This window comes from Kribbella sp. NPDC003505 (genome assembly GCF_040610875.1).
Classification (GTDB): Bacteria; Actinomycetota; Actinomycetes; order Propionibacteriales; family Kribbellaceae; genus Kribbella.
The window spans coordinates 868,632-892,470 of sequence record NZ_JBEXNA010000003.1; the positions used below are offsets into that span (position 1 = coordinate 868,632).

Here is a 23,839-nt window from a genome sequence, read left to right on the forward strand (position 1 = left end):
GCCCGCACCGACAAACTCGGCGTCGGTGGCTCAGCCACATTCGGCGATGGTACGTCGGTCGTCGCGGCTCCAGGTGACCGAGGTACACGCCCGGCCGACGAGCCGACCGACGAGTTCGGCGATCTGACCGTGATCAAGCCCGAGTGTAGAGTGATGCCGCATCGACCCACCTAACATAGCCGTGTAGAGAACCTGCGGCCGGTAACCGAAGACAACCACCAATCTGAATCTCTGCTCTTTCTATCTCTTCCCTGTGAACTCATCACGTACTTCTGAATAGCCCTTCAATAAATATGCCGAGGAATGCTGTTGAAATACCCAATAGTTTCTGGCCCCCGCCCCGACCTGTGGACCCTCGATCCCGGCGTCCTGCACCTCAACCATGGTTCGTACGGCGCCGTGCCGCGCCGGACGCAGGAGGTGATGAGTGCCCTGCGGACCGAGATGGACGCCAACCCGATGGTCTGGTTCCGCACCGTCGCCGACCGGTTGACGGCCAGCCGGCTCGCGCTCGCGTCCTACCTCGAGACCGATCCGGCCGGATTCGCCCTGGTGCCGAACGCGAGCGCCGGCGTCACCGTCGCGCTCCAGACGCTGCCGATCCCCGCCGGCAGCCGGATCGTGCTCACCGACCACGCGTACGGCGCGGTGCGCTACGCGGCCGAGCGGTTCGCGAAGGAGCGCGGCGCGGAGGTGGTGACGGTCGGGATCCCGCTCGAGGCGGACGACGAGACCGTGGTCGCGCTGGTCGCGGCCGAGCTGGACAACGCCTCGGTGCTGATCGTGGACCAGATCACCTCCGGTACGGCGAAGGTGTTCCCGATCGACGCGCTGGTGACGGCCGCCCACGCGCACGGCGTACCGATCGTGGTCGACGGCGCGCACGCGCCGGCGCTGATCGACGCGCCGGCCGCCGGGGGCGCCGACTTCTGGACGGGGAACTTCCACAAGTGGCCGGCCGCTCCGCGCGCCACGGCCGGGCTGGTCGTCGCCGAGCGGTGGCGGACGGCCGCGATGCCGCTGATCGTGTCCTGGTCCGAGTACGACGAGCGCATGCCGGAGCGGTTCGACATGCAGGGGACGTACGACTACGTGCCGTGGATCGCGGCGCCGGAGTCGCTGCGGGTCCTGGCCGACCTGGACTGGCCGGCCCGCCGTCCGCAGCTGACCGCCCTGGTCGAGGAGGGCGCGAAGATCCTCGCGAAGGCGCTCGGGACCGGTGTCGCCGACGTGGTGCACCCGCCGGCGACGATGCGGCTGGTCGAGCTGCCGCCCGCGGTCGACCTGAGCGGCGGCGACGCGCTGAAGATGCGCGTGTCGCGCGAGCTGAAGGCCGAGATCACCTTCACCGGGTTCGAGGAGCGCAAGTTCATCCGGCTGTCGGCACATGCCTACAACTCGCTCGCGGACTACGAGAAACTGTCGGAGGGTCTGCCTAGAGTCCTCGCGTGAACGACATCCAAGGGTCTTACAACGCTGCCGCCGCCGATTACCACGCGATCCTGAAGGACTACCACCGCGACGATCCGTTCGAGATCGGCGCGCTGGAGTACTTCACCCGGCTGGTCGAGGACGGGCCGGTGGGAGACCTCGGATGCGGCACCGGGCGCATCACGACGTACCTGGCCGGTCAAGGGCTGGACGTGTTCGGTGTCGACCTGACGCCGGGGATGATCGACGTGGCCCGGCGGGAGTATCCGGAGCTGCGCTTCGAGGTCGGGTCGTTGTTCGGCCTGGGCCTGAAGGACGACGAGCTGGCCGGCGCCCTCGCGTGGTACTCGCTCGTTCACACGCCCCGCGAGGAGCTCCCGAAGGCTTTCGCGGAGCTGTTCCGGGTGCTGCGGCCCGGGGGCGTTCTGGTGCACGGGTTCAAGGTCGGCGACGGCAGCCGGGAGCTCAAGCAGGCGTACGGGCACGACATCGACCTCGAGGTGTACATGTACGAGGTCGCCGAGGTCGCCGAGTTGCTGACCGCCGCCGGGTTCGTCGAGGTGGCCCGCCTGACCCGCGCGGCGCTGCCGGCCGAGAAGGACGCCGCCCAGGCCGCCCTCCTCGTCCGCAAACCGGCTACCCCTTGATCGCTCCCGACGTCATGCCGGCGACGATCTGCCGGTTGAAGAACAGGAACATGATCAGCGGCGGGATCGTGATCAGCAGGATGTCCATGAACAGCAGGTTGTACTGCGTGGAGAACTGACCGGAGAAGTTGTAGAGCGTGAGCTGGACGGTGGCGTTCTTGTCGCCGGGCAGGAAGTACAGCGGGTTCACGAAGTCGTTGAACACGTTGACCGACTGCACCACGACCACGGTGATGATGACCGATCTGAGCAGCGGGAAGATGACGCCGAAGAACAGCCGCAGCGGCCCCGCCCCGTCGATGATCGCCGCCTCGTCCAGCTCCCGCGGGATCGTCGAGACGAACGCCCGGAACAGCAGGATGCAGAACGACAGCCCGAACGCGATCTCGATCAGGATCAGTCCCGGCATCGTCCGGAACAGCCCGAGCTTCTGCAGCACCCAGATCGTCGGCACGACGGCCGGCGGGATGATGAGTCCGGACAGCACCAGGAAGTTGATGAATCCGTTCCACTTGCTCGCCCGGCGCTGCAGCACGAAGCCGGCCATCGCGGCCAGCACCACCATCCCGGCCACACTCACGACGGTCAGGATGGTGCTGTTGATGAACGCGATCACCAGCATGTAGTCGCGGGCCTTGACCACGTCGACGAAGTTCTGCACGAACTGGAACTGGTGCGGCCAGGAGAAGTCGAGATCCGCGGCCTGCTGGCGGTCCTTGACCGCGGTCAGCAGCATGAACACGAACGGGACGATGAACACCACGATCGAGGCCAGGATCGCGGCCACGCTGAGCGCCCACTTGCGGCCCGGCCGGTGGTTGACGAGTTCGGCGGTGCTCACATGTCCACCTCCTTACGGTTCAGGAACCAGTTGAGCGGCAGCACGATCGCGGTCACCACCACGAACAGGATCACGTTGCCGGCCGTCGACAACCCGTAGAAGCCGGCCTGGTACTGCTTGTAGATCACCGACGAGATGACGTCCGAGGTGAAGCCGGGACCGCCCCGCGTCATCGCCCAGATCAGCTCGAACGACCGCAGGCCGCCGATCAGGGACAAGATGATCACGGTGACGGTGGCCGGCTTGCACAACGGGAGCACGATCCGGCGGAACGACTCCCAGGCCCCGGCCCCGTCGACCCGGGCGGCCTCCATGTACTCCCGCGGGATCGACACGATCCCGGCGATGTAGATCAAGGTCGCGAGGCCGACGCCCTTCCAGACGTCGACCAGGGCGATCGACAGCAACGCCCACTTCGGGTCGGTGAGCCACCCGGGCCCGTCGATACCGATGACGCCGAGGGCCCCGTTGATGATCCCCCGTTCAGGATTCATCATCACCTGGAACAGCAGGCCGACCCCGACGGTACTGACGAGCACCGGAAAGAAGACCACCGAGCGCAGGTAGCCGCGACCGATGATCTGCGACGTCAGCAGCACGGCCAGCAGGAGACCGAGCACGACCTTGGATCCCGACGTCACGACGGCGAAGACCAGCGTGTTGGTGAAGCCCTTGACCAGCGCCGGCTCCTGGAAGAACAGCTTGAAGTTGTCCAGCCCGATGAATTTCGACTCGAACAGGCTCCAGCGGGTCAGGCTGTAGTAGAACGAGGCGAACGTCGGGATCAGGAACAGCACGGCGTAGATCACCGCGGTGGGCACGTAGAACCAGAACGAGTACGGGCGGTACACCTTGCTACCGGTCTTCGCGACCGCCGCGGTCTTGCTGTGCTCCTGGGAGATCGACACAGCCACCGACCTCACCAGCCCTCCAGGCCCAACTGCTGCGCCTGCTTCTTGACGTCCTCGTCGTACCGGGCCGCGCCGTCCTTGGCCTTGCGGATCCCGGAGCCGACCTCGACCGTGATCTGCTCCAGCGACGGGCCCTTGACCGGCGAGAGGAACTCGAGCGCGAGGCTCGAACCGCCCGGCTTGTCGAGGTACGGCTGCATGTCCTTGATCGCCCGCGGCACGTTGTCGCCGAGCGTGCAGCCCTTCACGGCGTACGGACCGGTCGGCGCGCCCGCCTCGGACTGCGACTTGCACCCGTCCGGGCTGGCGACGAAGGCGAGGAACTTCTTGGCCGCGTCGAGCTTGTCGCCGGTCGTGGTCTTCGGGATGTAGAGGCCGCCCGGCGTCCACAGCGTCAGGCCGTTCTTGCCCGCGTCGTCACCAGGCAACGCGAACAGGCCGACGGTCTTCGCGGCGTCCGGGTAGGTGGCGATCATGTTCGCGACCACGCCGGACAGGATCGGGTAGTGCGCGCCCTTGCCGGTGGCAAGCATCTTCAGGCCGTCCGGCAGCTTGGCGGAGGCGAAGTCCTTGTTCTCGTAGCCGGCGTCGTGCACGGCCTGGGTGTGCTCGAAGCCCTTGATCGCGGCCGGCGACGTCGCGTACTTCGCCTGGTTCTTGGTGTACTTGTCGGCGAAGTCCGGCTCGGCCGCCGAGACGTTGTGGAAGTCGCCGAGCACGAACAGCTGCGACGTCCAGGTCTCGCCGTACGTCTGGATCACCGGAGCGACGCCGGGGTCGCCGGCCTTGATCTTGGCGTTGTTGGCCATGAACTCGGCCCAGGTCGTCGGCACCTTGAGGCCGAGCTTCTCGTAGACCGGGATGCTGTACAGCACCGCACCGCCCATGAACCCGCCGACAGGCGCGCCGTACACCTGGCCGTCGGCGGTCACGGTCTTCTTGAAGTTCTCGTCCAGGTCTCCGACGTAGGGCTCGTCGTTGATGGAGAGCAGGTTCTTCTGCGGCGCGATCGCCTGGAAGAGCGAGCCGGTGTTGTAGTTGAACACCTCGGGCATGTCACCGGTCGAGAGCCGGGTCTTGACGATGTTGTCGCCTTCGGTGCCGCCCGGCCGGCTGTCGACCTTGACGGTGATGTTCGGATTCTTCGCGTGAAAGTCCTTGGCGAGCTGCTCGGCCTCCTTGATGTCCTGATCCTGGTTCGTGGTCAGGTACGTGATCTCGACCGAGCCGCTGCCACCGGCGTCGTCGCTGGATCCGAGACTGCCCGCGCTGCACGCGGAGAGGGTTAGGGAACAGACAGCCAGCAGTGCGAGTCCGCTGGCTCCTGGGCGGAACCTCATCATGACCTCCAAGGGATGTACTTCGCGGCAGCGGGGCGGTCGGTGAGTCGGGCTAGTGGTTGAGCAGGGCGTCGAGCTCGGCCTTCAGGGCCTCGGCGCTCGCGGAGAAGCCGCGCGGGCTGATCGCGTCGACCAGGCCGGCGGCCGGCTGGTCCAGGTACCGCTCGAGCCGTCCGGCGAGCTCGGCGTCGTCGGCGACGATCCCGTGCTCGACGGCAGCGGCCGCGAGCGCGGACCAGGTCGGCTCGTGGTCCAGGACGTCGCGGATCGTCGCGTCGGCGGCCAGTTGCGGCGCCTCGGCGTACGGATCGGCGAGGGTCCACTCGTGCGTACCGTGCCCGGTCTCGACAGGATCGAGGCCCGGTACGTCGACCTTGGCGCGAGAGCCCACCGGAACGGTGACCTTCAGCGTCACCCGCCCGTCGGCACGGGTCCACGCGACCGACGCCTCGCCGTACGGCGTGAGGTGCCTGGCGGACGCGTTCGTCAGGTGGTCGGTGAACAGCGGGCGGACGTCGATCGTCCGGTAGCCGGGCTCCGCGGCCGCGAGGCCGGCCACCCGCCGGTGCATCCAGTCGGCAACGGCGCCGAGGGCGTAGTGGTTGAACGACGTCATCTGGCCGGGGTTGATGCTGCCGTCGGGCAGCATGCTGTCCCAGCGTTCCCAGACCGTCGTGGCTCCCATGGTCACTGCGTACAGCCAAGAGGGGCAGCCTGTCTGTAGCAGAAGGCGGTACGCCAGGTCAGGATGTCCGGAATCGGCCAGTGCGTCGGCCATCAGCGGCGTCCCGACGAATCCGGTACTGATCCGGAAGCCCGCCGTCCGCACGAGGTCGGCGAGCCGTTCGCCGGCGCGCTGCCGCTGGTTCTCGGTCGGCAGCAGCGCCCACTGCAGGGCGAGTGCGTAGGTCGTTGCCGCGTCGCTCAATACCCGGCCGCCGTCGGTCGCGTACTCGGTCGCGAAGGCCTGCCGGACGCGCGCGGCAAGGTCGGTGTACTCGCGGGCAAGGTCGGTCTGCCCTACGACCGCGGCAGCCTTGCCGAACACTTCGGCGGACCGGGCCAGGTGCGCGGTGGCGACGACATCCGGGTCGGCCTTGGCCAGGAACGCGTTCTCCGGCGGCGCGGTCGGGTCGAGCCAGTCGCCGAACTGGAAGCCGCCCGACCAGACCAGGTCGGGACCGGCCAGGTCGGCCATCTTGTCCACCCAGGCCCGCATGCTCGGCAGTTGCCGGGCGAGCAGCCCGGCGTCGCCCGTGCGCTCGTACACGACCCACGGAACGATCGTTGCCGCGTCACCCCAAGCCGCAGTTGCCGGTGACTCGTTGCGGAGCACGTCCGGGATGACGAAAGGCACCGAGCCGTCCTTCTGCTGCTCGGCGGCGAGATCGGCGAGCCAGTTGGTCAGGAAGCCCGCGGTGTCGAACAGGAAACCGGCGCTGGGGGAGAAGACCTGGATGTCGCCGGTCCAGCCGAGCCGCTCGTCGCGCTGCGGGCAGTCCGTCGGCACGTCGACGAAGTTGCCGCGCATGCCCCACACCACGTTCTGGTGGAACTTGTCGAGCAGCTCGTTCGACGACTCGAACCAGCCGGTCCGCCGCAGGTCGGTGCCGACGACGACGGCCTCCAGGTCCTCCTTGCGGAGATCGGCCACGCCGGTGACCTCGGCGTACCGGAAGCCGTGGAAGGTGAGCGGCGAGTCGAGGACGACCTCGTCCGGTCCGGCCAGGATGTAGGTGTCGGTCGCCTTCGCGGTGCGCAGCGGGCGGACGCCGAGCTCGCCGTTGTCCAGCACCTCGGCGTGCCGCAGGACGATCTCGTCGCCCGCGGACTGACCGCGGACCTTGAGGCGGACGCGGCCGACGAGGTTCTGGCCGAAGTCGACGAGCGTCTTGCCGGACGGCGACGTGCTGATCTCCAGCGCCGGTAGCACGTCGGTGATCCGGACCGGCGGGCCGTCGGGCGCGACGAGCAATGCGAGGTCGGCGTCCAGGACATCGACGGGCGCCGGCTCGCCGGGCTGCTTGCGCAGGTCGGTGGACTGGCCGTCGTACAGGTCGTCGGCCAGGACGTTGCTCTCCCGGGAGGTCCAGGTACCGTCGCTCGCGACCGTGTGGACCTGGCCGTCCTCGGTGGTCACCTCGAGCTGCGCGAGGACCGCGAGGCGGTCGCCGTACAGCTGCTTCTGGTCCTGGAAGCCGATCCGGCCGCGGTACCAGGCGTTGCCGAGGAGGAATTCGAGCGTGTTCTCACCAGGTCGGACAAGCTCGGTCACGTCGTACGTCTGGTAGCGGAGGCGGTACTGGTACGCCGTCCAGCCGGGCGCGAGCTCCTCGGTGCCGACCCGCTGCCCGTTCAGCTCCGGGATGTAGATGCCGTACGACGTGGCGTACAGGCGGGCCTTCACGACACCGCCGGGGAGCTCCGCGGAGCCGGCGATCAGCGGCGCGGGGGAGCCGTGCGGGTTGTCCCGCGGGCTGACGAAGCGCGCGGTCCAGTCGTCCGGCGTGAGCAGCCCGGCCTCGACGGTCGCGCGTTCGCTCCAGTCGCTCCAGTCCCCGGTACCGCGGACGCGGACCCGCACCTGCGCGGCCTGGCGGGACTCCAGCGCGTCACCCGGCCAGGGCACCAGGATCTGGTCGGGGGACTGGACGGTGAAGACCTGCGTGCTGCCCGTGGTGATCTCGACCTCGTACGCCGTCTGCGCGTAGCCGGCGTCCGCGGCCGGGACCTGCCAGGAGATCCTCGGGCTCGCGGTGCCGATACCCAGGACGGGTGCGGACCGATGCTCGAAGCGGAGGGCGGTGGGTGCGGCGAGTTGCGACATGAGACTCCAACCGAGTGAAACGATTCATTGGGTGCTCTGACAAAACGCTCGATCGTTGGCTGATGGACCGGCGAGGACGTTTCGCTTGTTCCCCGATCCTGCGACCGGCAGTCGCCGGTCACTAGCCCGATGTGCACTCGATCTAGCACGATCTGCACTTCGGCTCGTATCGTGACCTCGTGGCAGCGGTGGCCGATGAGCCCGTCAGGACCCGTGGAACCGTCTTGCATTTCGTCGAAGGGACGGTGGTGCACGCGGGCACACACCTGCACGAGAAGTCCCACCCGTTGCACACGCACAGTTTCTTCGAACTGCTGCTCGTCACCGGCGGTGAAGGCGTCCACCACAGCCTCGCGGGGCGCCAGCGGCTCCGGTCCGGCGACGCAATCCTGCTGCGGCCCGGGGTCTGGCACGAGTACGTCGAATGCGACGGCCTCGAGGTCTACAACTGCTGTTTCTCGGCCGACCTGGTGCGCCGCGAGCTCGCGTGGGCGCGCGAGGATCCCTTGCTGGGTTACCTGTTGTGGACCGGACCGTTCTCCGCGCAGCGTCGCGGGATGCTCGCCACACATCTCGATCCGGGCACCTTCGCCGAGGCTGTCGGGCACCTCGACGGACTGCGCCGGCTCCGCAACCAGCCGCTCAGCCGACACCGCGGCGAGGTGATCGGCTGGCTGTCGCTGTACCTGAGTTGCGTCGCCCGGACGGTGGCGGAATCCGACGAACGCGGTGAGCACACGCATCCCGCGGTGCTCGACGCGATGCGGTTGATGGAGGCCGACCCGGCGCGGCACTGGACGCTCGCCGAACTCTCCGGCGAGTTGCATCTCGCCCCCGGCTACCTGGTCCGGCTGTTCAAGTCGGTGACCGGGGTCCCGCCGATGGCCTATCTGTCGCGGCATCGCGTCGAGCTCGCGGCCGACCGGCTGCTGCACACCGACCTGCCGATCAACCGGATCGGCGAGTCGGTCGGATGGCCCGACCAGAACTACTTCGCTCGCCGATTCAAATCCCACTACGGGCTATCGGCGACCCTCTATCGGGAACGTTTCAACGCCATCAGGCACAGCTACCCGGCGGCGGACGAGAAGGTCTAACCCGTCCAGGATTCGCTGCAGACCGAACTCGAGGCCTTGGTTCTCGCTGCCCGCCGAGGTCCGCATCGCGGCGGTCAGATGCGGGAAGCGGTCGGCCTCGGTCGTCAGGATCGCGGCGAGCGACTGCTGCATCTCTTCCGCGGTCAGCCCGGTGGTGTGCCCCGGGAAGGTCGTCGACTGCTGGGCGATGTTCCGGACGTGGCTGGTGACGACCAGGATCGCGTCGAACTGCTCGCCGCCGGTGAGACCGGTGCCGGCGAGCGCGGCCAGTCCACGTTCCATCCAGAGGAGCTCGTTGGGCCCGAGCAGCCGGCGGCCGATCGTCGACTGGAGCAGCCACGGGTGCCGCGTGAAGCCGTCGTACAGATCGAGCGCCCAGGTGTGCAGGGCCTTTCGCCACGGTAGGTCCGGGCGCTCGGGCGGGGGGCCCATCGCGATGTCGCTCATCACCGCGACGAGTTCCGTCTTCCCGGGGACGTGCCGGTAGAGCGCCATCTTCGTCACCGGCAGCTCACCCGCGATCCGCTGCATGGACACCGCATCCAGGCCCTCGGCGTCCGCGATCGCGATGCCGGCCGCGGCGATCTCGGCCAGCGTGATCGCCGGCTTCGGGCCGCGGCTGCGAGCCGGCGGCCCGCCCCAGAGCAGTTCGGTCATCGGCGTCCTTCCGAATTCGGCTTGAACTGTGTCTACCATACACTTTAATGTGTCTACCGGACACAGTAAGGAGACGAAATGAAGATTCTGGTATCGGGTGCGAGCGTGGCGGGCCCGTCGGTGGCGCTCTGGCTGGGGCGCGCGGGCCACGACGTGACCGTGGTCGAGATCGCGCCGGCACTGCGGCAGGGCGGGTATGCGGTGGATTTCCGCGGTGAGGTGTTCACAACGGTCCTCGACCGGATGGGCGTGCTCGACAACCTGCGGGCGCTGCAGACCGGCGGGAACGCGATGCGGTTCGTCGACGAGTCGGGCCGCCGGCTGATGCGGTTGCCGGCCGAGTTCGCCGGCGGCGAGCTGGAGGTGCTGCGGGCAGATCTGTCGCGGGTGTTGTACGAGCACAGCCGGGCGCAGGCGACGTACCGCTTCGGCGACTCGATCGCCTGGTTGCGCGAGCACTCCGACGGCGTGGACGTGCGGTTCGAGAGCGGGGTCGAGGAGACGTACGACCTCGTGATCGGCGCCGACGGGATGCATTCCGTCGTACGGCGGCTGGCGTGGCCGGCCGACCAGGTCGTCGAGCGGCACCTGGAGTACTACGTGGCCGGCTGGGAGGTGCCGAACACGCTGGGCATCTCGGGGGACACGCTGATGTACAACGTGCCCGGCAAGCTGGCGAGCGTCGGCGCGGACCGCCGCGATCCGGCGCTGGCGCAGACGCTGTTCGTGTTCAAGTCGCCGCAGTTGCAGTACAACCGCCGGGACCTGGAGGAGCAGAAGGCGATCCTGCAGGAGCAGTTCGGCGGGCTCGGCTGGCACGTCCCGGAGCTGCTCGAGGCGTTGCCCGCCGCAACGGAGCTGTACTTCGACTCGATCAGCCGGGTGCATGTCGAGCGCTGGTCGACGGAGCGGATCGTGCTGCTCGGCGACGCGGGGTACGGCGCGACGTTCGGAGCGCTCGGAACCGGTACGGCGGTGGTGGGCGCCTACGTGCTGGCGGGGGAGCTGGCGCAGGCGCGCGGCGACGTCCGCACCGCCTTCGCGCGGTACGAGGCGACGCTGCGCAAGGCCGTGTCGACGACGCAGGACGGCAGCCGCGCGGGGTCGTTCCTGGCGCCGGCGACCCGGTTCGGCATCGCTACGCGGAACCGGATCCTGGACATCCCGTTCTTCCTCAACCAGATGCTCAGGATGGCCCGGAACATGAGCGAACTGATCGAGCTGCCTGCCTACTCGATCGACACGGCCTCAGGGCAGCAGCGGCAGCTGGTAGAGGAATGACTCCCAGGAGTCGGGCAGCCACCCCGGCACACCGAGCACGGCCAGGTAGAGCCAGATCGCGACGAGCACGCAGAGGAACAGCGCGAGGGTCCCGAGTGCCTTAAGCCAGGCGGGCTGCTTGCCGGTCCAGGCGGTGAGCGCCTTCACCCAGTCCTTGACCCGGTACAGCAGCCGCTGCGCCCACTCGAACTCGCTCGCGAGCACGGCGAGACCCGCGATGAACAACGGGATCCCACCCGGTCCCGGCAACCACCCCGTCAGCGGCGCCGCGATGATCAGCAGCCCGCCGAGCACCCCCACGCCGATGCGGTAGAACAGCAACTTCCTCGGATTCTCACGAATCCGCCTCCGCCACTCCCACCGGTCGTCCGCAGCATCGAGGGTGATGTTGTGATCGGTGCGGTCGGGACTCTGTTTCTCGGCCACCTGCCCAGCCTACCGGGCGACTAGGCACTGGCCGGGTTGCCGAACTCCCAGTGCCACGGCTCCTCGCGGTTGCCGCCCTGATCGGCCCAGGCCGGGTGCAGCCAGCCGTACGCCGGGGCATGCGACTTCATCCATTGGTACTGGGTGGTGTTGTACTTGTCGATCCCGCCGCACAGGTCGACGGCCACGCCCCACCCGTGGTTGGAGGTGCCCGGGAGCGCGGCCAGCGACGGCTTGCGCTGGTACAGGCTGACCTGCGACGCGTACGAGCGGTAGGAGTCGGTGATGCAGAGCGACTTGCCGAAGTGGGCGCGGTAGGCGGCGGCGAGTCGCGCATACGCCGCGGCGGCGTCGCAACGGAGCATGTGGCCGCCGGACCCGAGGGCGCACAGCTTGCCGGCGGGGATCATGCCGTTGCTGTAGCCGCCCCAGCCGGTGCTGGCGGATCCGGTCGCCAGGAACGGCATCGGGTTCACCGGGTCGCCGCCGAGCCGGACCTCGAAGTGCAGGTGCGGCCCGGTCGAGTTGCCTTCAGTGCCGACGGCACCGATCTGCTGCCCGGCGGTGACCTGCTGACCGTCCGTCACGTCAACGCGACTCAGATGGGCGTACAGCGTCTCGAGTCCGTTGCCGTGGTCGATGCGCACCAGGTTGCCGGCCCAGGCCGGGTGCTCGACGCGGACGACGCCCGACGTCACCGCGCGCACCGTCGTACCGATCGCGGCCGGGAAGTCCTGGCCGGTGTGCAACCCGGTCGACCACATCGCTCCCGACTGGCCGAACGGCGTGCCGATCTCGTAGGTGCCGTCCGGCAGCGGCCACGTCCAGGAGCCTGAGCCGACGTCGTACGAGGTGGCGGTGTTGCCGCAGCGGAACGCGTAGGCCTCGGAGGTCGCCACCGGTGCGACCTGCGGCTTGGCCGGGGCGCCGAGTGTCGGGCGCAAGGCGGCGTACAGGTTGTCGGGGATCGTCGTGACGACCACCGCGCCCTTGGCCTCGTCGGCGGCGATCATCTCGCCGCTGTCGAGCGCGATGCCGATGTGCACCAAGCCGAGCGACTTGCTGCCCATGACCAGGATGTCGCCCGGCTGGATCTGCGCGTTCGGGACAGCTTGGTAGTCCGGATAGACCTTGCCGACGAGGTTCGGCAGCGTCGTGTACGGCTGCCAGGCGACCCGGGCCGCGCCGAGGCAGCCGTACTTGTCGGGGCCGGTGGCGGCGACGCCGTACGGCTTGCCGACCAGGCTGAAGGCCTGGTTGACCGCGCGGATCGTCTCGGCCGACATCACGCGGACAGTCCGGCCGCCGGCCGCCACCGAGGCGACACCGGGGATGGCGGCGCCGCGGCGGGTCAGCGGGCCCAGGCCGGCCGGCAGCTTGGCCGGATTCTTGAGGACGGCGGCCGCCGGGGGAGCGACCTTCGTGGCGGCGAGCTCGGTGAGATACGCGCGCCAGCGCGCGAGGGCCTGCTGGTTGCGGGCCTGCTGGAGCTGCTGCGACAGCGCGGAGGCGACGTCGAGGTCGGCCGTCTGGTCAGCCATCGCGGCCGCGGCGTCGGCCGCCTTCTGCTGCACCTGGTTGCTGAGCTCCTGGGCCTTCGCGGCGGCCTGGTCGGCGGCGGTGCGCTTCGTCGTCGCCTCGCCCCTCAGCCGGTCCGACTCGACCTCGGCGGCCCTGGCCCGCTGGTACTGCGAGACCTGGGTGTTGCCCAGCTGCGTGATCGCGGTCTGCCGGTCGGCGATCTCCTGGAGGTTCTCGGCGACCGGGGCGAGCGACCACAGCATCGACTCGGTGCCCATCACGGTCGGGATGCCGAGCTGGTACGCCTGCGCGGTGATCACCCCGAGACGCCGGCGCTCCTCGTCGGACCTGCCCTTGGACACGGTCGCGCTGGACTCCGCCTTCTTGGCGGCGGCCTCGGCGGCCTGCGCCTCCTTCAGCGCCTTCGTGTAGGCGATGGTCGCCTTGGCGAAGTCGGCCTGCAAGGCCGCGGCCTCGGCCTGGAGCTGCTCGAGGGAGCGGTTGACGTCGGTGACCGAGGCCGGCGGCGGCTCGGTCGCGGACGGCGACGGATCGGCATGCGCCACCGGCACGGCGACCGCCGCCAGCAGTGTGCCGAGTGCCGCGAGCCGCAGCCCCCGGCGCTTCCCCAGATCCATCCGTCCCCCATGCGAGATCGCCTCACGCGCGAGCCCAGCGTAGGCGTCGTACGGTCCCTACGGAACCCTGGTGCACACAAAGTGACCGTTCGGACGACATGAGGCGGGCCACAGTTGCCGACTCGGCGTCGGATCGGCTGGTCCGACCTACTAAAGTTCACTGCATGGCCTCGCACTTTGACGTTGTTGTCCTCGGCGCCGGTCCCGGCGGGTACGTCGCGGCGATCCGCGCCGCCCAGCTCGGGCTCAAGACCGCCATCATCGAGAAGAAGTACTGGGGCGGTGTCTGCCTGAACGTGGGCTGTATCCCCTCCAAGGCGCTGCTGCGGAACGCCGAGCTGTCGCACATCTTCCGGACGGAGGCGAAGACCTTCGGCATCAGCGGCGAGGTGACCTTCGACTTCCCGACCGCGGTGCAGCGCAGCCGCAAGGTCGCGGACGGCCGGGTCAAGGGCGTGCACTTCCTGATGAAGAAGAACAACATCACCGAGTTCGACGGCTGGGGTTCGTTCACCGACGCCAACACCCTGGACGTCACGCTGAACGACGGCTCCTCGGAGACCGTCACGTTCGGCTCCTGCATCGTGGCGACCGGCGCGACCACCAAGCTGCTGCCGGGCACCCAGCTGAGCGACCGGGTGGTGACCTACGAGGAGCAGATCCTCACCGAGGAGCTGCCGGGCTCCATGGTGATCGCCGGCGCCGGCGCGATCGGCGTCGAGTTCGCGTACGTGCTGGCGAACTACGGCGTCAAGGTGACGATCGTCGAGTTCCTGGACCGGCTGGTGCCGCTGGAGGACCCGGAGGTCTCCAAGGAGCTCGCCCGGGCGTACAAGAAGCTCGGTGTCGACGTGCTCACCTCGACCCGGGTCGACTCGATCGACGACTCCGGCGACAAGGTGAAGGTCACGGTCACCGGCAAGGACGGCAACCAGCAGACCATCGAGGCCGACAAGGTCCTGCAGGCGATCGGCTTCCAGCCGCGCGTCGACGGCTACGGCCTGGACAAGATCGGCGTCCAGCTCACCGAGCGCGGCGCGATCGGCATCGACGGCTTCTGCCGGACCAACGTGCCGAACATCTTCGCGATCGGCGACGTCACCGCGAAGCTGATGCTCGCGCACGCCGCCGAGGCGATGGGCGTGATCGCGGCCGAGACGATCGCGGGTCACGAGACCATGGAGCTCGACTACGCGATGATCCCCCGGGCGACGTTCTGCCAGCCGCAGATCGCCAGCTTCGGGTACACCGAGGAAGAGGCGCGGAAGCTCGGCCACGACGTCAAGGTCGCCAAGTTCCCGTTCACCGCGAACGGCAAGGCCCACGGCCTCGGCGACGCCAGCGGCTTCGTGAAGGTGATCAGCGACAGCAAGTACGGCGAACTGCTCGGCGCGCACCTGATCGGCCCCGAGGTCACCGAGCTGCTGCCGGAGCTGACCCTGGCGCAGAAGTGGGACCTGACCACCAAGGAACTGGCCCGCAACGTGCACGCCCACCCGACGCTGAGCGAGGCCCTCCAGGAGGCCTTCCACGGCCTCGAAGGGCACATGATCAACTTCTGAGCCGGTCAACGGCTGCTCGTGCCTAGTCGGCGCGAGCAGCCGTTTTCTTGTGTCAGGCGACGGCGGTGGCATCGAGTTCGACCAGTTGGCCACCTCTGCCGCGGACAGTCGTCAGAGAACCCGGGACAGGCCGGGGATCCGGGTGATGAGTAGCCAGGCCAGCGCGAAGCACAGGATGACGCCACCCGTGGCAACTGCCAGGGCCTTGAGTTCAGCCGGCAGCGGTACGGGCCGCAGGGCGATGGCGAGCAGGACCAGCACGACCTGCTGCAGGACGAACGCTCCGAAGCAGGCCCGGATGACCGGTGGCCGGATCCACGGGACCTGTCGTGCAAGGCGTCGCTGCGCCAGACCGAGAAGCCAGATCGGGCCGAAGACGACCAGGGGACTCTCGATGACCGGGAACATCATTGCCGACCAGTCCCAGCCGCCGGTCCACGCCTCTTCGCCGATTCCGCTCTCGCTGACCCCGACGAGCACGAAGCCGCCGAAGGCGGCCAGGGCAACGAGCGTCACGACGCCGCTGATCCGCCGCAGCCGGTCGGGGACCGCCGTGAGCCAGTCGGCGCGCGACGCCACGATGCCGACGGCGAAGATCGCGATGCACGCCGGCCACTGGTAGAAGTTCAGGTCGAGATACCTGTTCTCGCTGTTGAACGGGAACACCAGGCGGACCAGGAAGGTGGTCACGGCAACGACCACGGACACCAGGGCGAGCTGCCGCGCGGTGATCTCGTGGACGGCGGAGCGAGTGGCGAGGCGACGCCGTGCGACGGTCCAGCCGGTGTAGGCGAGCGTGAACAGGAGCAGGTCGCCGACGAACCAGAGCGTGCCGGTGTCGAGGGTCTTCTCGGCGCCGAAGTACGACGACCAGTACGAGCCGGTGTCGGTGCCGATCCAGTGTTCGAGCACGTACATCGTGAGCGGCAGCAGAACCAGCACGTAGACGGCGAAGACGATGCCGAGGCGGAGCAGGCGGTCGCGGACGTACGGGCCGGGGTGCTTGCGGGCCAGCGATGGGGGTGTCATCAGCCCGGCGACCAGGAACAGCACCGGGATCAGCAACATCGCGAACGGCCCGCCGACCGCGAGGACGATCGCCTGGGTGACGGGGGACAGCGTCGTCTCACGCTGGTCCGCGTACGCCCACCAGTCCAGCTCGCCGTATCCGCTGACGGCGTGGCCGACGATGATCGCGGCGATCAGGATCACCTTGAGGTTGTCGACGTACCGCAGGCGCGCGCTCGCCCAGCGCGTGACCTCCGCGTCGTGGCTGCCGGTCACGCGGCTGCTCGCCGTGCCGCGCACCTTCCTCACACCCTGAGCGTCTGGCCGGACGTGCCTGGCCACCAGTGCCGAACGTCCGCCGTGCAGCCGGTCGACCTGCCCTGATCGCGGCTACCGTTCGGTGATGTCGCCGAGCACGGGTTTGACGTCGACGATCGGGGTGCCGTCGAGGGCTTCGAGGTTGCGCACCTGCAGACGGAGCTCGTCGCGGGCCAGCACCGTGACGCGGTGCAGGCCGAGCGGGTTGGGCCGGTCGGGGGAGCGCGTGCTGAAGACGCCGGTCGACGGACGGGAGGTGTCGCCGCGCGGGTGCACCTTCTGTACGTCGCGGTCGGCGCGGTCGAACCAGGTGATCAGGATGAGCTCGTCGCCGACACCCACGTCGGCCAGCGCGTCCCGAACCGACGCGTCGAACACCACCCACGCATCGGGCGCGCCTTCGTCACCTTGCCGCGGCGCATCCTCCCGAGCCCGCAAGCTCGACTCCACCCTCGCGATCGGACGCAGCAGCATCTCGCCGGTCACCTCGGGAACCTGTAGACGGTCTGAAGAGGTTCGCCGGGGGTGTGGAGGTGGAAGGCGAGGCCGGGGTGGGCGGTGGGGTCCACGACCGAGTCGGTGTGCGGTTCGAACGGCAGCGGAACGGTGGAGCGGATGCCGGGGGCGCCGAGGACGGGGTGGCCGGCGAACGTGGTGACGATGGCGTTGTGGACGTGGCCGGTGAGGATCGCGGTCACGGGTTTGCCGGTGAGAACCTCGGCGAGGGCGTCGGAGTCCATGAGCTTCCACTGGTCCATGACCGGATGATGCAGCTCGAGCGGCGGGTGATGCATGGCGACGAAGAGCGGCCCGTCGAACGGTTCCCGCAGTACGCCGTCCAGCCACGCGAGTGAGTCCGCGGAGAGCAGACCGTGGTCCGCGCTCGGGACGCTGCTGTCGACGAGGACGAAACGGGCGCCACCGATGTCGCGCACCTGATGAACCGGATGCCCTTCGCCGGCGGACGACACGAACGTGGCGAGTCCGGCCCGCAGCGGCGCGCTGACGTCGTGGTTGCCGGGCAGCGCCAGCACCGGCACGTCGAAGTCCAGCTCGCCGGCGAGTTCGGCGTACTCGGCCTCCAGCCCGTGATCGGCCAGATCACCGGTCACCAGCACGACGTCCACCGACGAGGACCGGACGTACGACGTGACCCGGCGCAGTCGCGACCGAGGCTCCTCGGAGCCGTCGAGATGCGGGTCACTGAGGTGCGCGATCACGAACATGGCAGCACATTAGCCGCAGAACCCCGGCACGGTTCCGCCCCGGTCGGGACTCCCGTGGCCGGTGGTGAACGGTTCCTTACGCTGCGACGACGTGCCGGGTGGCGACTTGGCCGGTCAAGGCCGGTCTGGGAGATTGGGGCGCATGGCTGAACAGGTTGATGTCGTGGTGGTGGGGCTCGGGGTCGGCGGCGAGGAGGCGGCCGGCCGGCTGGCGCAGGCGGGGCTGCGGGTGGTGGGCATCGAGTCCCGGCTCGTCGGCGGTGAGTGCCCGTACTACGGCTGCATCCCGAGCAAGATGATGATCCGGGCCGCGAACCTGATCGCCGAGACCCGACGCGTCGACGGCATGGCCGGTACGGCGAGCGTGACGCCGGACTGGACGCCGGTGGCGAAGCGGATCCGCGAGGAGGCGACCGACACCTGGAACGACCAGGTCGCCGTCGACCGCCTGGTGAACAAGGGCGCGACCGTGATCAAGGACGTCGCCACGATCACCGGCCCGACCACGGTCAGCGCCGGCGGCGCCGAGTACGAGGCGTCCCGCGGCATCGTGATCGCGACCGGGACGGTGCCGTCCGTCCCGCCGATCGAGGGGCTCGCCGGCACGCCGTACTGGACGAACCGCGAGGCGATCGAGGTCGAGACGCTGCCGGAGTCGATGGTCGTCCTGGGCGGCGGCGCGATCGGCATGGAGCTCACCCAGGTGTTCGCCCGGTTCGGCGTCCGGATGACGGTGGTGGAGGGCGCGCCCGAGGTGCTGTCGATGGAGGAGCCGGAGTCGGGTGTGCTGGCCCGCGAGGCGCTGGAGCGCGACGGCGTGACGTTCCTGCTCGGCGCGCACGCGCAGCAGGTCGCGTACGCCGACGGCACGTTCACCGTGACGCTCGCGGACGGCAGGACGGCGTCGGGCGAGAAGTTGCTGGTGGCAACCGGCCGGCGGGTGGCGACCGCGGGGCTCGGGCTGGACAAGCTCGGTCTGGACCCGGCGGCCCGCCGGATCGAGGTCGACGAGCACGTCCGTGCGGGCGACAAGGTCTGGGCGATCGGCGACGTCACCGGTGTCGGCGTCTTCACCCACAACGCGATGTACCAGGCCGACATCGCGGTCCGCGACATCCTGCAGGAGGAGAACGCGCCGACCGCGAGCTACCACGCGATGCCGCGGGTGACCTTCACCGACCCGGAGATCGGCGCGGTCGGGATGACCGAGAAGCAGGCCCGCGACGCGGGGCTGAACGTGCGCACCGGGTCGACGCCGATCCCGGCCTCGACCCGCGGCTGGATCCACAAGGCCGGCAACGAGGGCTTCATCAAGGTCGTCCTGGACGCCGACCGGGGGGTGCTGGTCGGCGCGACGAGCGCGGGCCCGACGGGCGGCGAGGTGCTGAGCGCGCTCGCGGTCGCGGTGCACGCCGCCGTACCGGTGAGCACGCTGCGTCAGATGATCCTTGCGTACCCGACGTTCCACCGGGCGATCGGGGAAGCTCTCAAGTTCTAGTTGCGAATCGGTCGCAACTAGAACAAGAATGTCGGAGTGCATGTACCTGACGGGTTCTTCGACGCGCCAACGTCCGTCGCCACCGGCCTGATCGCTGCCGGAGCGGTCGGTTTCAGCCTGCAGCGCGCGAACCGCGAGCTCCGAGAGACCGGTCCGGCGCTGGCCGGGCTGACCGCAGCGTTCGTTTTCGCGGTGCAGATGGTGAACTTCCCGGTCGGCGCCGGCACCAGCGGTCACTTGCTCGGGGGAGCGCTGGCCGCCGCGCTGGTCGGGCCGTGGACCGCCGTCCTGGTGATGTCCACGGTGCTGCTGGTGCAGGGGCTGTTGTTCGCCGACGGCGGGCTGACGGCACTGGGGACGAACATCACGTTGATGGGCCTGATCACGGTCCTGGTCGGATACTTCCTGACGCGGGCACTGCTCAAGCTGATGCCGCGCCGGGCCGGGAGCGTCGTACCGGCCGCGACCGTCGGCGCGCTGGTGTCGGTCCCGGTCGCGGCGCTGGCGTTCACCGGGCTATACGCGATCGGCGGTGCGGTCGACATCCCGCTCGGCAAGCTCGCGACCGCGATGGTCGGCTGGCACATCCTGGTCGGCATCGGCGAGGCGGTGATCACCGCCGCCGTGCTGAGCGCGGTCGTCGCCACCCGGCCGGACCTGGTGTACGCCGCCCGGCACCTGCAGCAGGACCTGGTCCTGGTCGATGCCGACGGCAACACGTCCACCGTCTCCCCGGACCGCCCGATCGCGGCGAGGCCCGCGGGCCGGTCGCTCGGCGTCGGCATCGCGGTGACGCTGGTGGTCGCCGGCGGTCTGAGTCTGTTCGCGAGCGCGCACCCGGACGGCCTGGAGTTCGTCGGGGCGAAGCTCGGGTTCGACAGCGCGGCCAAGCACTCGGCAGCCGCGAGCAGCCCGCTGGCCGATTACGGCGTCCACGGGATCGGCAACGCCCAGGTCTCCGGGGCGCTGGCCGGCATCATCGGCGTGCTGGTGACCATCGTCGTCGGCCTCGCGATCGCGAAACTGGCGTCGCTGCGAGCGAACAAGGCCTCATGAGCGGAGACGGCCTGCTCGTCGCGGTGGACAGCCCGGTCCACCGCATCCCCGCGCAGGTGAAGCTGGTCGCGCTGTTCGTCTTCGTGCTCGCGGTCGTCTCCACCCCGGCGGCGATCTTCTGGGCGTTCGGCCTGTACGCCGCGATGCTCGTGGCGGCCGTGGCGGTGGCGAAGCTGCCGGCCCCGGTCGTGTCGCGGCGGCTCGCGGTCGAGACGCCGTTCATCGTGTTCGCGTTGCTGCTGCCGTTCGTCGCCACCGGCCCGCGGATCGACGTCCTCGGGCTGCACCTGTCGCAGTCGGGCGTGCTCGGCGCCTGGAACGTGCTGGCGAAGGGCACACTCGGCGTGATCGCGGCGATCCTGCTGTCGGCGACGACAGCGCCACGCGACCTGCTCGCCGGGCTCGAGCGCCTGCGACTGCCGGCGACGCTGGTGGCGATCCTGTCGTTCATGGTCCGCTACCTGAGTGTCGTGTCCGACGACCTGCACCGGATGCGGGTCGCCCGGGAGTCCCGCGGGTACACCGGCGGCCGCGCCGGGCACCTGAAGGCTGTCGCCGGGGGAGTGGGCGCCCTGTTCGTCCGGAGCTTCGAGCGCGGGGAGCGCGTCCATTTGGCAATGCGCTCGCGCGGCTACACCGGACGGATGCCGCTGCTGAGCGTCGAGGGCGCGACCAGGAGCCAGTGGATCGAGGGTCTGACGATCTCCCTGGCCGCGGTGGCGATCGCGGTCGCCGCTAGGGTGGTGGCCTTGTGAGCGGTCCAGCGATCCAGGTCGAGCAGCTGGTCTTCGCCTACCCCGACGGGCGGCAGGCCCTGTTCGGCGTCGACTTCACCGTGGAGCCGGGCGAGCGGGTCGCGCTGCTCGGCCCGAACGGCGCCGGCAAGACCACGCTCGTGCTGCATCTCAACGGCATCCTCGGGTCGGTCGCGGGCGGCACCGGCAGCGGCCGCATCCGGATCGGCGGCACCGGCGTACATCGCGAGCACCTGACCGCGATCCGGCGCAAGGTCGGTCTGGTCTTCCAGGACCCGGACGACCAGCTGTTCATGCCGACGGTCCGCGACGACGTCGCCTTCGGCCCCGCGAATCTGGGCCTGCGCGGTTCCGAGCTCGACGATCGCGTCCACGAAGCCCTGGTCCTGGTCGGCATGCAGGACCACGCGGACCTTGCTCCGCACCACCTGTCGTTCGGCCAGCGTCGCCGGGTCGCGGTTGCGACGGTGCTCGCGATGCGTCCCGAAGTACTGGTGCTGGACGAGCCGTCGAGCAACCTCGATCCGGCAGCCCGCCGTGAGCTCGCCGACATCCTCGCCGAGCTCGACGTCACGCTGCTGATGATCACCCACGACCTGCCGTACGCACTCCAGCTGTGCGAGCGGAGCCTGCTGATGGACGGCGGCCGGATCGTCGCGGACGGCAAGACCCGCGACCTGCTCGGCGACGCCGGCCTGATGGCCGCGCACCGGCTCGAGCTGCCGTACGGTTTCAACCCCCTCTCCGTCCCCGGTCCGGAGCGTTCATGAAGATCACCGCGGTCACCGTCGAGGTCACGTCCGAGCCGAAGGCGCATCCGGTCCGCGACGCGATCCAGCTGCTCGACCGCGACGGTCTCGCCCGGGTCCGGATCGACACCGACGAGGGCGTCAGCGGCGTGAGTACGACGTACTTCGGTCGCGTCGAGAGCTCACCGGCCGTGCTCGCCAAGATCGTCACCGAGCAGCTGGCGCCGGCGATCATCGGAGCGGACCCGACCGTCATCCGGGGTATCCGGCAGACGCTGCAGACCCTGACCGACTACCAGGGCACAGCGGGCCTGTCGTCGTACGGGATCTCGGCGATCGACCAGGCGTTGTGGGACCTGCTCGGCAAGTCGCTCGACGTCCCGGTGTGGAAGCTGCTCGGCGCACAGCGCACCGCGATCCCGGCGTACGCGATGGTCGGCTGGCTCGAGCTCGACGTCGCCGGTCTGGAGCGGGTCTGCGCACAGGCGATGGAGCAGGGGTTCCAGGGCGTGAAGATGAAGGTCGGCGGCGGCCCGCTGACCGAGGACGTGCAGCGGATCACCGCGGTCCGGAACGTGATCGGCCCGGACGCTCCGCTGATGGTCGACGCCAACCAGGCCTTCGGGTACGCCGAGGCGCTGCGGCGCGGCCGGGTGTACGAGGAACTCGACTGCCGGTGGTTCGAGGAGCCGCTGCCGGCCGGGGACACCGACGGTCATGTCCGGCTGGCCGAGAAGCTCGACATCCCGATCGCGACGGGCGAGAACCGCTACGGGCAAGCCGCGTTCAGGGACCTGATCGCGCGCGGCGGCGTCGGCGTCGTACAGCCCGATCTGCGGCGGGCCGGCGGGCTGACGGACTGTCTCGAGATCGGGCTGATGGCGGCCGGGTTCGGAGTGCCGTACGCCTCGCACGGCGGCGGCGCGCACATCCATGTCCTGGCGGCGCTGCCGAACACGATCTACCTGGAGAGCGGGCTGCTGCCTCCCGACGTGCAGCTCGTCGACGGGTGCTACCCATTGCCGGCCGGAGCGGGCCTGTCGAGCTGGTGACGGTCACCAGGAATCCACGGTGAATTTGTTACCAAGCCCTTGTGTGTTACTTGCGGGTCAGTAACAGTGACGTTGAGTACTACTGTCGCCACTTCCCGCTCATGCAAAGGCGGTCCGCCCCCATGAAGTCAGTCGTCAGTCTGCTGTCCGCCGCGGCCCTCGGCGCGGCGATGCTCCTCAGCCCGGGTGTCGCGCACGCCGCGGCGCCCACTTACGTCGCGCTCGGCGACTCGTACGCCTCCGGTGTCGGGACCCGTACCTACATCGAGAGCAGCGGCTCCTGCCAGCGCTCGACGAAGGCGTACGCCTACATCGACGCCGGCCGGCTCGGCGCGAACCTGACGTTCGTCGCCTGCTCCGGCGCCAAGGTCGCCAACGTCACCTCGAGCCAGTTGCCGTCGGTCACCAGCTCGACCGACATCGTCTCCGTCCAGGTCGGTGGCAACGATGCCGGGTTCTCGTCGGTGATCACCGAGTGCGCGAAACCCTCCTGGCTCGGTGACTGCAACAGCGCCGTGGCGAACGCGCAGTCGATCATCAACAACACCCTGCCCGGCCGGCTGAACACGCTGTATTCGTCGATCCGGAGCCGGGCGTCGTCGGCCAAGGTGGTCGTGGTCGGGTATCCGCGGCTGTTCAACGGCACCGACTGCAACGCCGGGACCTGGTTCAGCCCCGACGAGATGACCAAGCTGAACGCGACCGCCGACCTGCTGAACTCGCGGATCTCGTCGGCGGCCGGCGCGGCCGGTTTCGCGTTCGTGAACCCGACGTCGGCGTTCATCGGCCACTCGGTGTGCGGCAGTCCGGAGTGGATCAACGGCCTGTCGAACCCGGTCAGCGAGTCCTACCACCCGAACGTCACCGGCCAGGCGGCCTACGCCGACCTCGTCCAGCCCGCCCTCTGACCAGCTCCGACGTTTCCCTGGCTGACCAGGCAAATGCGGGGTTCTTCACCCTGGTTCAGGGTGAAGAACCCCGCATTTCGCGGGTGAGCC

At 69.2% G+C, this 23,839-nt stretch carries 21 protein-coding genes; 11 read left to right on the forward strand and 10 right to left on the reverse strand.

The genetic code is table 11. The features are described 5' to 3' along the window. The first annotated feature begins 303 nt into the window (after positions 1-303). Positions 304-1,452 (forward strand): aminotransferase class V-fold PLP-dependent enzyme, encoded by a 1,149-nt coding sequence (locus tag ABZX12_RS13100; RefSeq protein WP_355692689.1) that lies wholly within the window; start codon positions 304-306, stop codon positions 1,450-1,452. After that, complete coding sequence (locus ABZX12_RS13105; RefSeq protein ID WP_355692690.1) at positions 1,449-2,078, forward strand: methyltransferase domain-containing protein; 630 nt, start codon at positions 1,449-1,451, stop codon at positions 2,076-2,078. Before ABZX12_RS13100 ends, ABZX12_RS13105 begins: the two co-directional genes overlap by 4 nt. Here the strand turns inward: ABZX12_RS13105 and ABZX12_RS13110 are convergent. The 4 genes from ABZX12_RS13110 to ABZX12_RS13125 are packed head-to-tail and all read right to left on the reverse strand — an operon-like array spanning position 2,068 to position 7,997. Then, the gene (locus ABZX12_RS13110; RefSeq protein WP_355692691.1) at positions 2,068-2,919 is read right to left on the reverse strand and encodes a carbohydrate ABC transporter permease; all 852 of its coding nucleotides are present in this window, start codon (positions 2,917-2,919) and stop codon (positions 2,068-2,070) included. The two genes, ABZX12_RS13105 and ABZX12_RS13110, sit on opposite strands and share 11 nt — an antisense overlap. Then, positions 2,916-3,842: a sugar ABC transporter permease gene (locus ABZX12_RS13115; RefSeq protein ID WP_355692693.1), complete on the reverse strand. Its 927-nt coding sequence runs from the start codon at positions 3,840-3,842 to the stop codon at positions 2,916-2,918. Before ABZX12_RS13115 ends, ABZX12_RS13110 begins: the two co-directional genes overlap by 4 nt. Next, positions 3,839-5,170 (reverse strand): extracellular solute-binding protein, encoded by a 1,332-nt coding sequence (locus ABZX12_RS13120; protein ID WP_355692695.1) that lies wholly within the window; start codon positions 5,168-5,170, stop codon positions 3,839-3,841. The genes ABZX12_RS13115 and ABZX12_RS13120 overlap by 4 nt, the downstream gene beginning before the upstream one ends. Positions 5,171-5,222: 52 nt before the next feature. Then, positions 5,223-7,997 carry a family 78 glycoside hydrolase catalytic domain gene (locus tag ABZX12_RS13125; protein WP_355692696.1) on the reverse strand — a complete coding sequence of 925 codons (2,775 nt, stop codon included), beginning with the start codon at positions 7,995-7,997 and terminating at the stop codon, positions 5,223-5,225. A gap of 224 nt (positions 7,998-8,221) precedes the next feature. Here ABZX12_RS13125 and ABZX12_RS13130 point away from each other — a divergent pair, with 224 nt between their 5' ends. Beyond that, entirely contained in the window at positions 8,222-9,094 is an 873-nt protein-coding gene (locus tag ABZX12_RS13130) for an AraC family transcriptional regulator (RefSeq protein ID WP_355692698.1), read from the forward strand. Here the strand turns inward: ABZX12_RS13130 and ABZX12_RS13135 are convergent. Beyond that, positions 9,020-9,751, reverse strand: coding sequence for a TetR/AcrR family transcriptional regulator (locus ABZX12_RS13135; RefSeq protein ID WP_355692699.1), 732 nt, complete (start codon positions 9,749-9,751; stop codon positions 9,020-9,022). The genes ABZX12_RS13130 and ABZX12_RS13135 overlap by 75 nt on opposite strands. Positions 9,752-9,829: 78 nt before the next feature. On the opposite strand from ABZX12_RS13135, the gene ABZX12_RS13140 reads away from it, so the two are divergent. Then, the gene (locus ABZX12_RS13140) at positions 9,830-11,032 is read left to right on the forward strand and encodes an FAD-dependent monooxygenase (protein WP_355692700.1); all 1,203 of its coding nucleotides are present in this window, start codon (positions 9,830-9,832) and stop codon (positions 11,030-11,032) included. Here the strand turns inward: ABZX12_RS13140 and ABZX12_RS13145 are convergent. Beyond that, positions 11,000-11,458, reverse strand: a complete 459-nt coding sequence (locus tag ABZX12_RS13145; RefSeq protein WP_355692702.1) for a PGPGW domain-containing protein — start codon at positions 11,456-11,458, stop codon at positions 11,000-11,002. The two genes, ABZX12_RS13140 and ABZX12_RS13145, sit on opposite strands and share 33 nt — an antisense overlap. Before the next feature lie 20 nt (positions 11,459-11,478). Next, entirely contained in the window at positions 11,479-13,617 is a 2,139-nt protein-coding gene (locus ABZX12_RS13150) for a peptidoglycan DD-metalloendopeptidase family protein (protein ID WP_355692704.1), read from the reverse strand. A 164-nt stretch (positions 13,618-13,781) separates the two neighbouring features. Between ABZX12_RS13150 and lpdA the strand changes: the two genes are divergently transcribed. Beyond that, positions 13,782-15,179, forward strand: coding sequence for a dihydrolipoyl dehydrogenase (gene lpdA, locus ABZX12_RS13155; RefSeq protein ID WP_355692705.1), 1,398 nt, complete (start codon positions 13,782-13,784; stop codon positions 15,177-15,179). Positions 15,180-15,290: 111 nt separating this feature from the next. On the opposite strand, the gene ABZX12_RS13160 is transcribed toward lpdA, so the two are convergent. The 3 genes from ABZX12_RS13160 to ABZX12_RS13170 all read right to left on the reverse strand — a co-directional run bounded on the left by ABZX12_RS13160 (position 15,291) and on the right by ABZX12_RS13170 (position 17,731). Beyond that, the gene (locus tag ABZX12_RS13160) at positions 15,291-16,496 is read right to left on the reverse strand and encodes an acyltransferase (RefSeq protein WP_355692707.1); all 1,206 of its coding nucleotides are present in this window, start codon (positions 16,494-16,496) and stop codon (positions 15,291-15,293) included. A gap of 81 nt (positions 16,497-16,577) precedes the next feature. Then, complete coding sequence (gene tsaA, locus ABZX12_RS13165) at positions 16,578-16,991, reverse strand: tRNA (N6-threonylcarbamoyladenosine(37)-N6)-methyltransferase TrmO (RefSeq protein WP_355692709.1); 414 nt, start codon at positions 16,989-16,991, stop codon at positions 16,578-16,580. Beyond that, a complete protein-coding gene (locus ABZX12_RS13170; protein WP_355692711.1) occupies positions 16,988-17,731 on the reverse strand; it encodes a metallophosphoesterase in 744 nt (247 codons plus the stop codon). Before ABZX12_RS13170 ends, tsaA begins: the two co-directional genes overlap by 4 nt. Positions 17,732-17,873: 142 nt before the next feature. Here ABZX12_RS13170 and ABZX12_RS13175 point away from each other — a divergent pair, with 142 nt between their 5' ends. The 6 genes from ABZX12_RS13175 to ABZX12_RS13200 all read left to right on the forward strand — a co-directional run bounded on the left by ABZX12_RS13175 (position 17,874) and on the right by ABZX12_RS13200 (position 23,749). Continuing rightward, entirely contained in the window at positions 17,874-19,229 is a 1,356-nt protein-coding gene (locus ABZX12_RS13175; RefSeq protein WP_355692713.1) for an NAD(P)/FAD-dependent oxidoreductase, read from the forward strand. A 36-nt stretch (positions 19,230-19,265) separates the two neighbouring features. After that, positions 19,266-20,285 (forward strand): energy-coupling factor ABC transporter permease, encoded by a 1,020-nt coding sequence (locus ABZX12_RS13180; protein WP_355692714.1) that lies wholly within the window; start codon positions 19,266-19,268, stop codon positions 20,283-20,285. Beyond that, entirely contained in the window at positions 20,282-21,040 is a 759-nt protein-coding gene (cbiQ, locus tag ABZX12_RS13185; RefSeq protein ID WP_355692716.1) for a cobalt ECF transporter T component CbiQ, read from the forward strand. The genes ABZX12_RS13180 and cbiQ overlap by 4 nt, the downstream gene beginning before the upstream one ends. Then, positions 21,037-21,810, forward strand: coding sequence for an ABC transporter ATP-binding protein (locus tag ABZX12_RS13190; RefSeq protein WP_355692718.1), 774 nt, complete (start codon positions 21,037-21,039; stop codon positions 21,808-21,810). Before cbiQ ends, ABZX12_RS13190 begins: the two co-directional genes overlap by 4 nt. Further along, positions 21,807-22,841 (forward strand): mandelate racemase/muconate lactonizing enzyme family protein, encoded by a 1,035-nt coding sequence (locus ABZX12_RS13195; protein ID WP_355692720.1) that lies wholly within the window; start codon positions 21,807-21,809, stop codon positions 22,839-22,841. Before ABZX12_RS13190 ends, ABZX12_RS13195 begins: the two co-directional genes overlap by 4 nt. 122 nt (positions 22,842-22,963) lie before the next feature. Then, entirely contained in the window at positions 22,964-23,749 is a 786-nt protein-coding gene (locus tag ABZX12_RS13200; protein WP_355692722.1) for an SGNH/GDSL hydrolase family protein, read from the forward strand. Positions 23,750-23,839 lie beyond the last annotated feature (90 nt).

Excerpts from the sequence above, each read along its gene's own strand:
- ABZX12_RS13100 (WP_355692689.1), top strand. The coding sequence starts at position 304 with ATGCTGTTGAAATACCCAATAGTTTCTGGCCCCCGCCCCGACCTGTGG.
- ABZX12_RS13120 (WP_355692695.1), bottom strand. The coding sequence starts at position 5,170 with ATGAGGTTCCGCCCAGGAGCCAGCGGACTCGCACTGCTGGCTGTCTGT.
- ABZX12_RS13125 (WP_355692696.1), bottom strand. The coding sequence starts at position 7,997 with ATGTCGCAACTCGCCGCACCCACCGCCCTCCGCTTCGAGCATCGGTCC.
- ABZX12_RS13135 (WP_355692699.1), bottom strand. The coding sequence starts at position 9,751 with ATGACCGAACTGCTCTGGGGCGGGCCGCCGGCTCGCAGCCGCGGCCCG.
- ABZX12_RS13140 (WP_355692700.1), top strand. The coding sequence starts at position 9,830 with ATGAAGATTCTGGTATCGGGTGCGAGCGTGGCGGGCCCGTCGGTGGCG.
- ABZX12_RS13150 (WP_355692704.1), bottom strand. The coding sequence starts at position 13,617 with ATGGATCTGGGGAAGCGCCGGGGGCTGCGGCTCGCGGCACTCGGCACA.
- lpdA (WP_355692705.1), top strand. The coding sequence starts at position 13,782 with ATGGCCTCGCACTTTGACGTTGTTGTCCTCGGCGCCGGTCCCGGCGGG.
- ABZX12_RS13170 (WP_355692711.1), bottom strand. The coding sequence starts at position 17,731 with ATGTTCGTGATCGCGCACCTCAGTGACCCGCATCTCGACGGCTCCGAG.
- ABZX12_RS13175 (WP_355692713.1), top strand. The coding sequence starts at position 17,874 with ATGGCTGAACAGGTTGATGTCGTGGTGGTGGGGCTCGGGGTCGGCGGC.
- cbiQ (WP_355692716.1), top strand. The coding sequence starts at position 20,282 with ATGAGCGGAGACGGCCTGCTCGTCGCGGTGGACAGCCCGGTCCACCGC.
- ABZX12_RS13195 (WP_355692720.1), top strand. The coding sequence starts at position 21,807 with ATGAAGATCACCGCGGTCACCGTCGAGGTCACGTCCGAGCCGAAGGCG.
- ABZX12_RS13200 (WP_355692722.1), top strand. The coding sequence starts at position 22,964 with ATGAAGTCAGTCGTCAGTCTGCTGTCCGCCGCGGCCCTCGGCGCGGCG.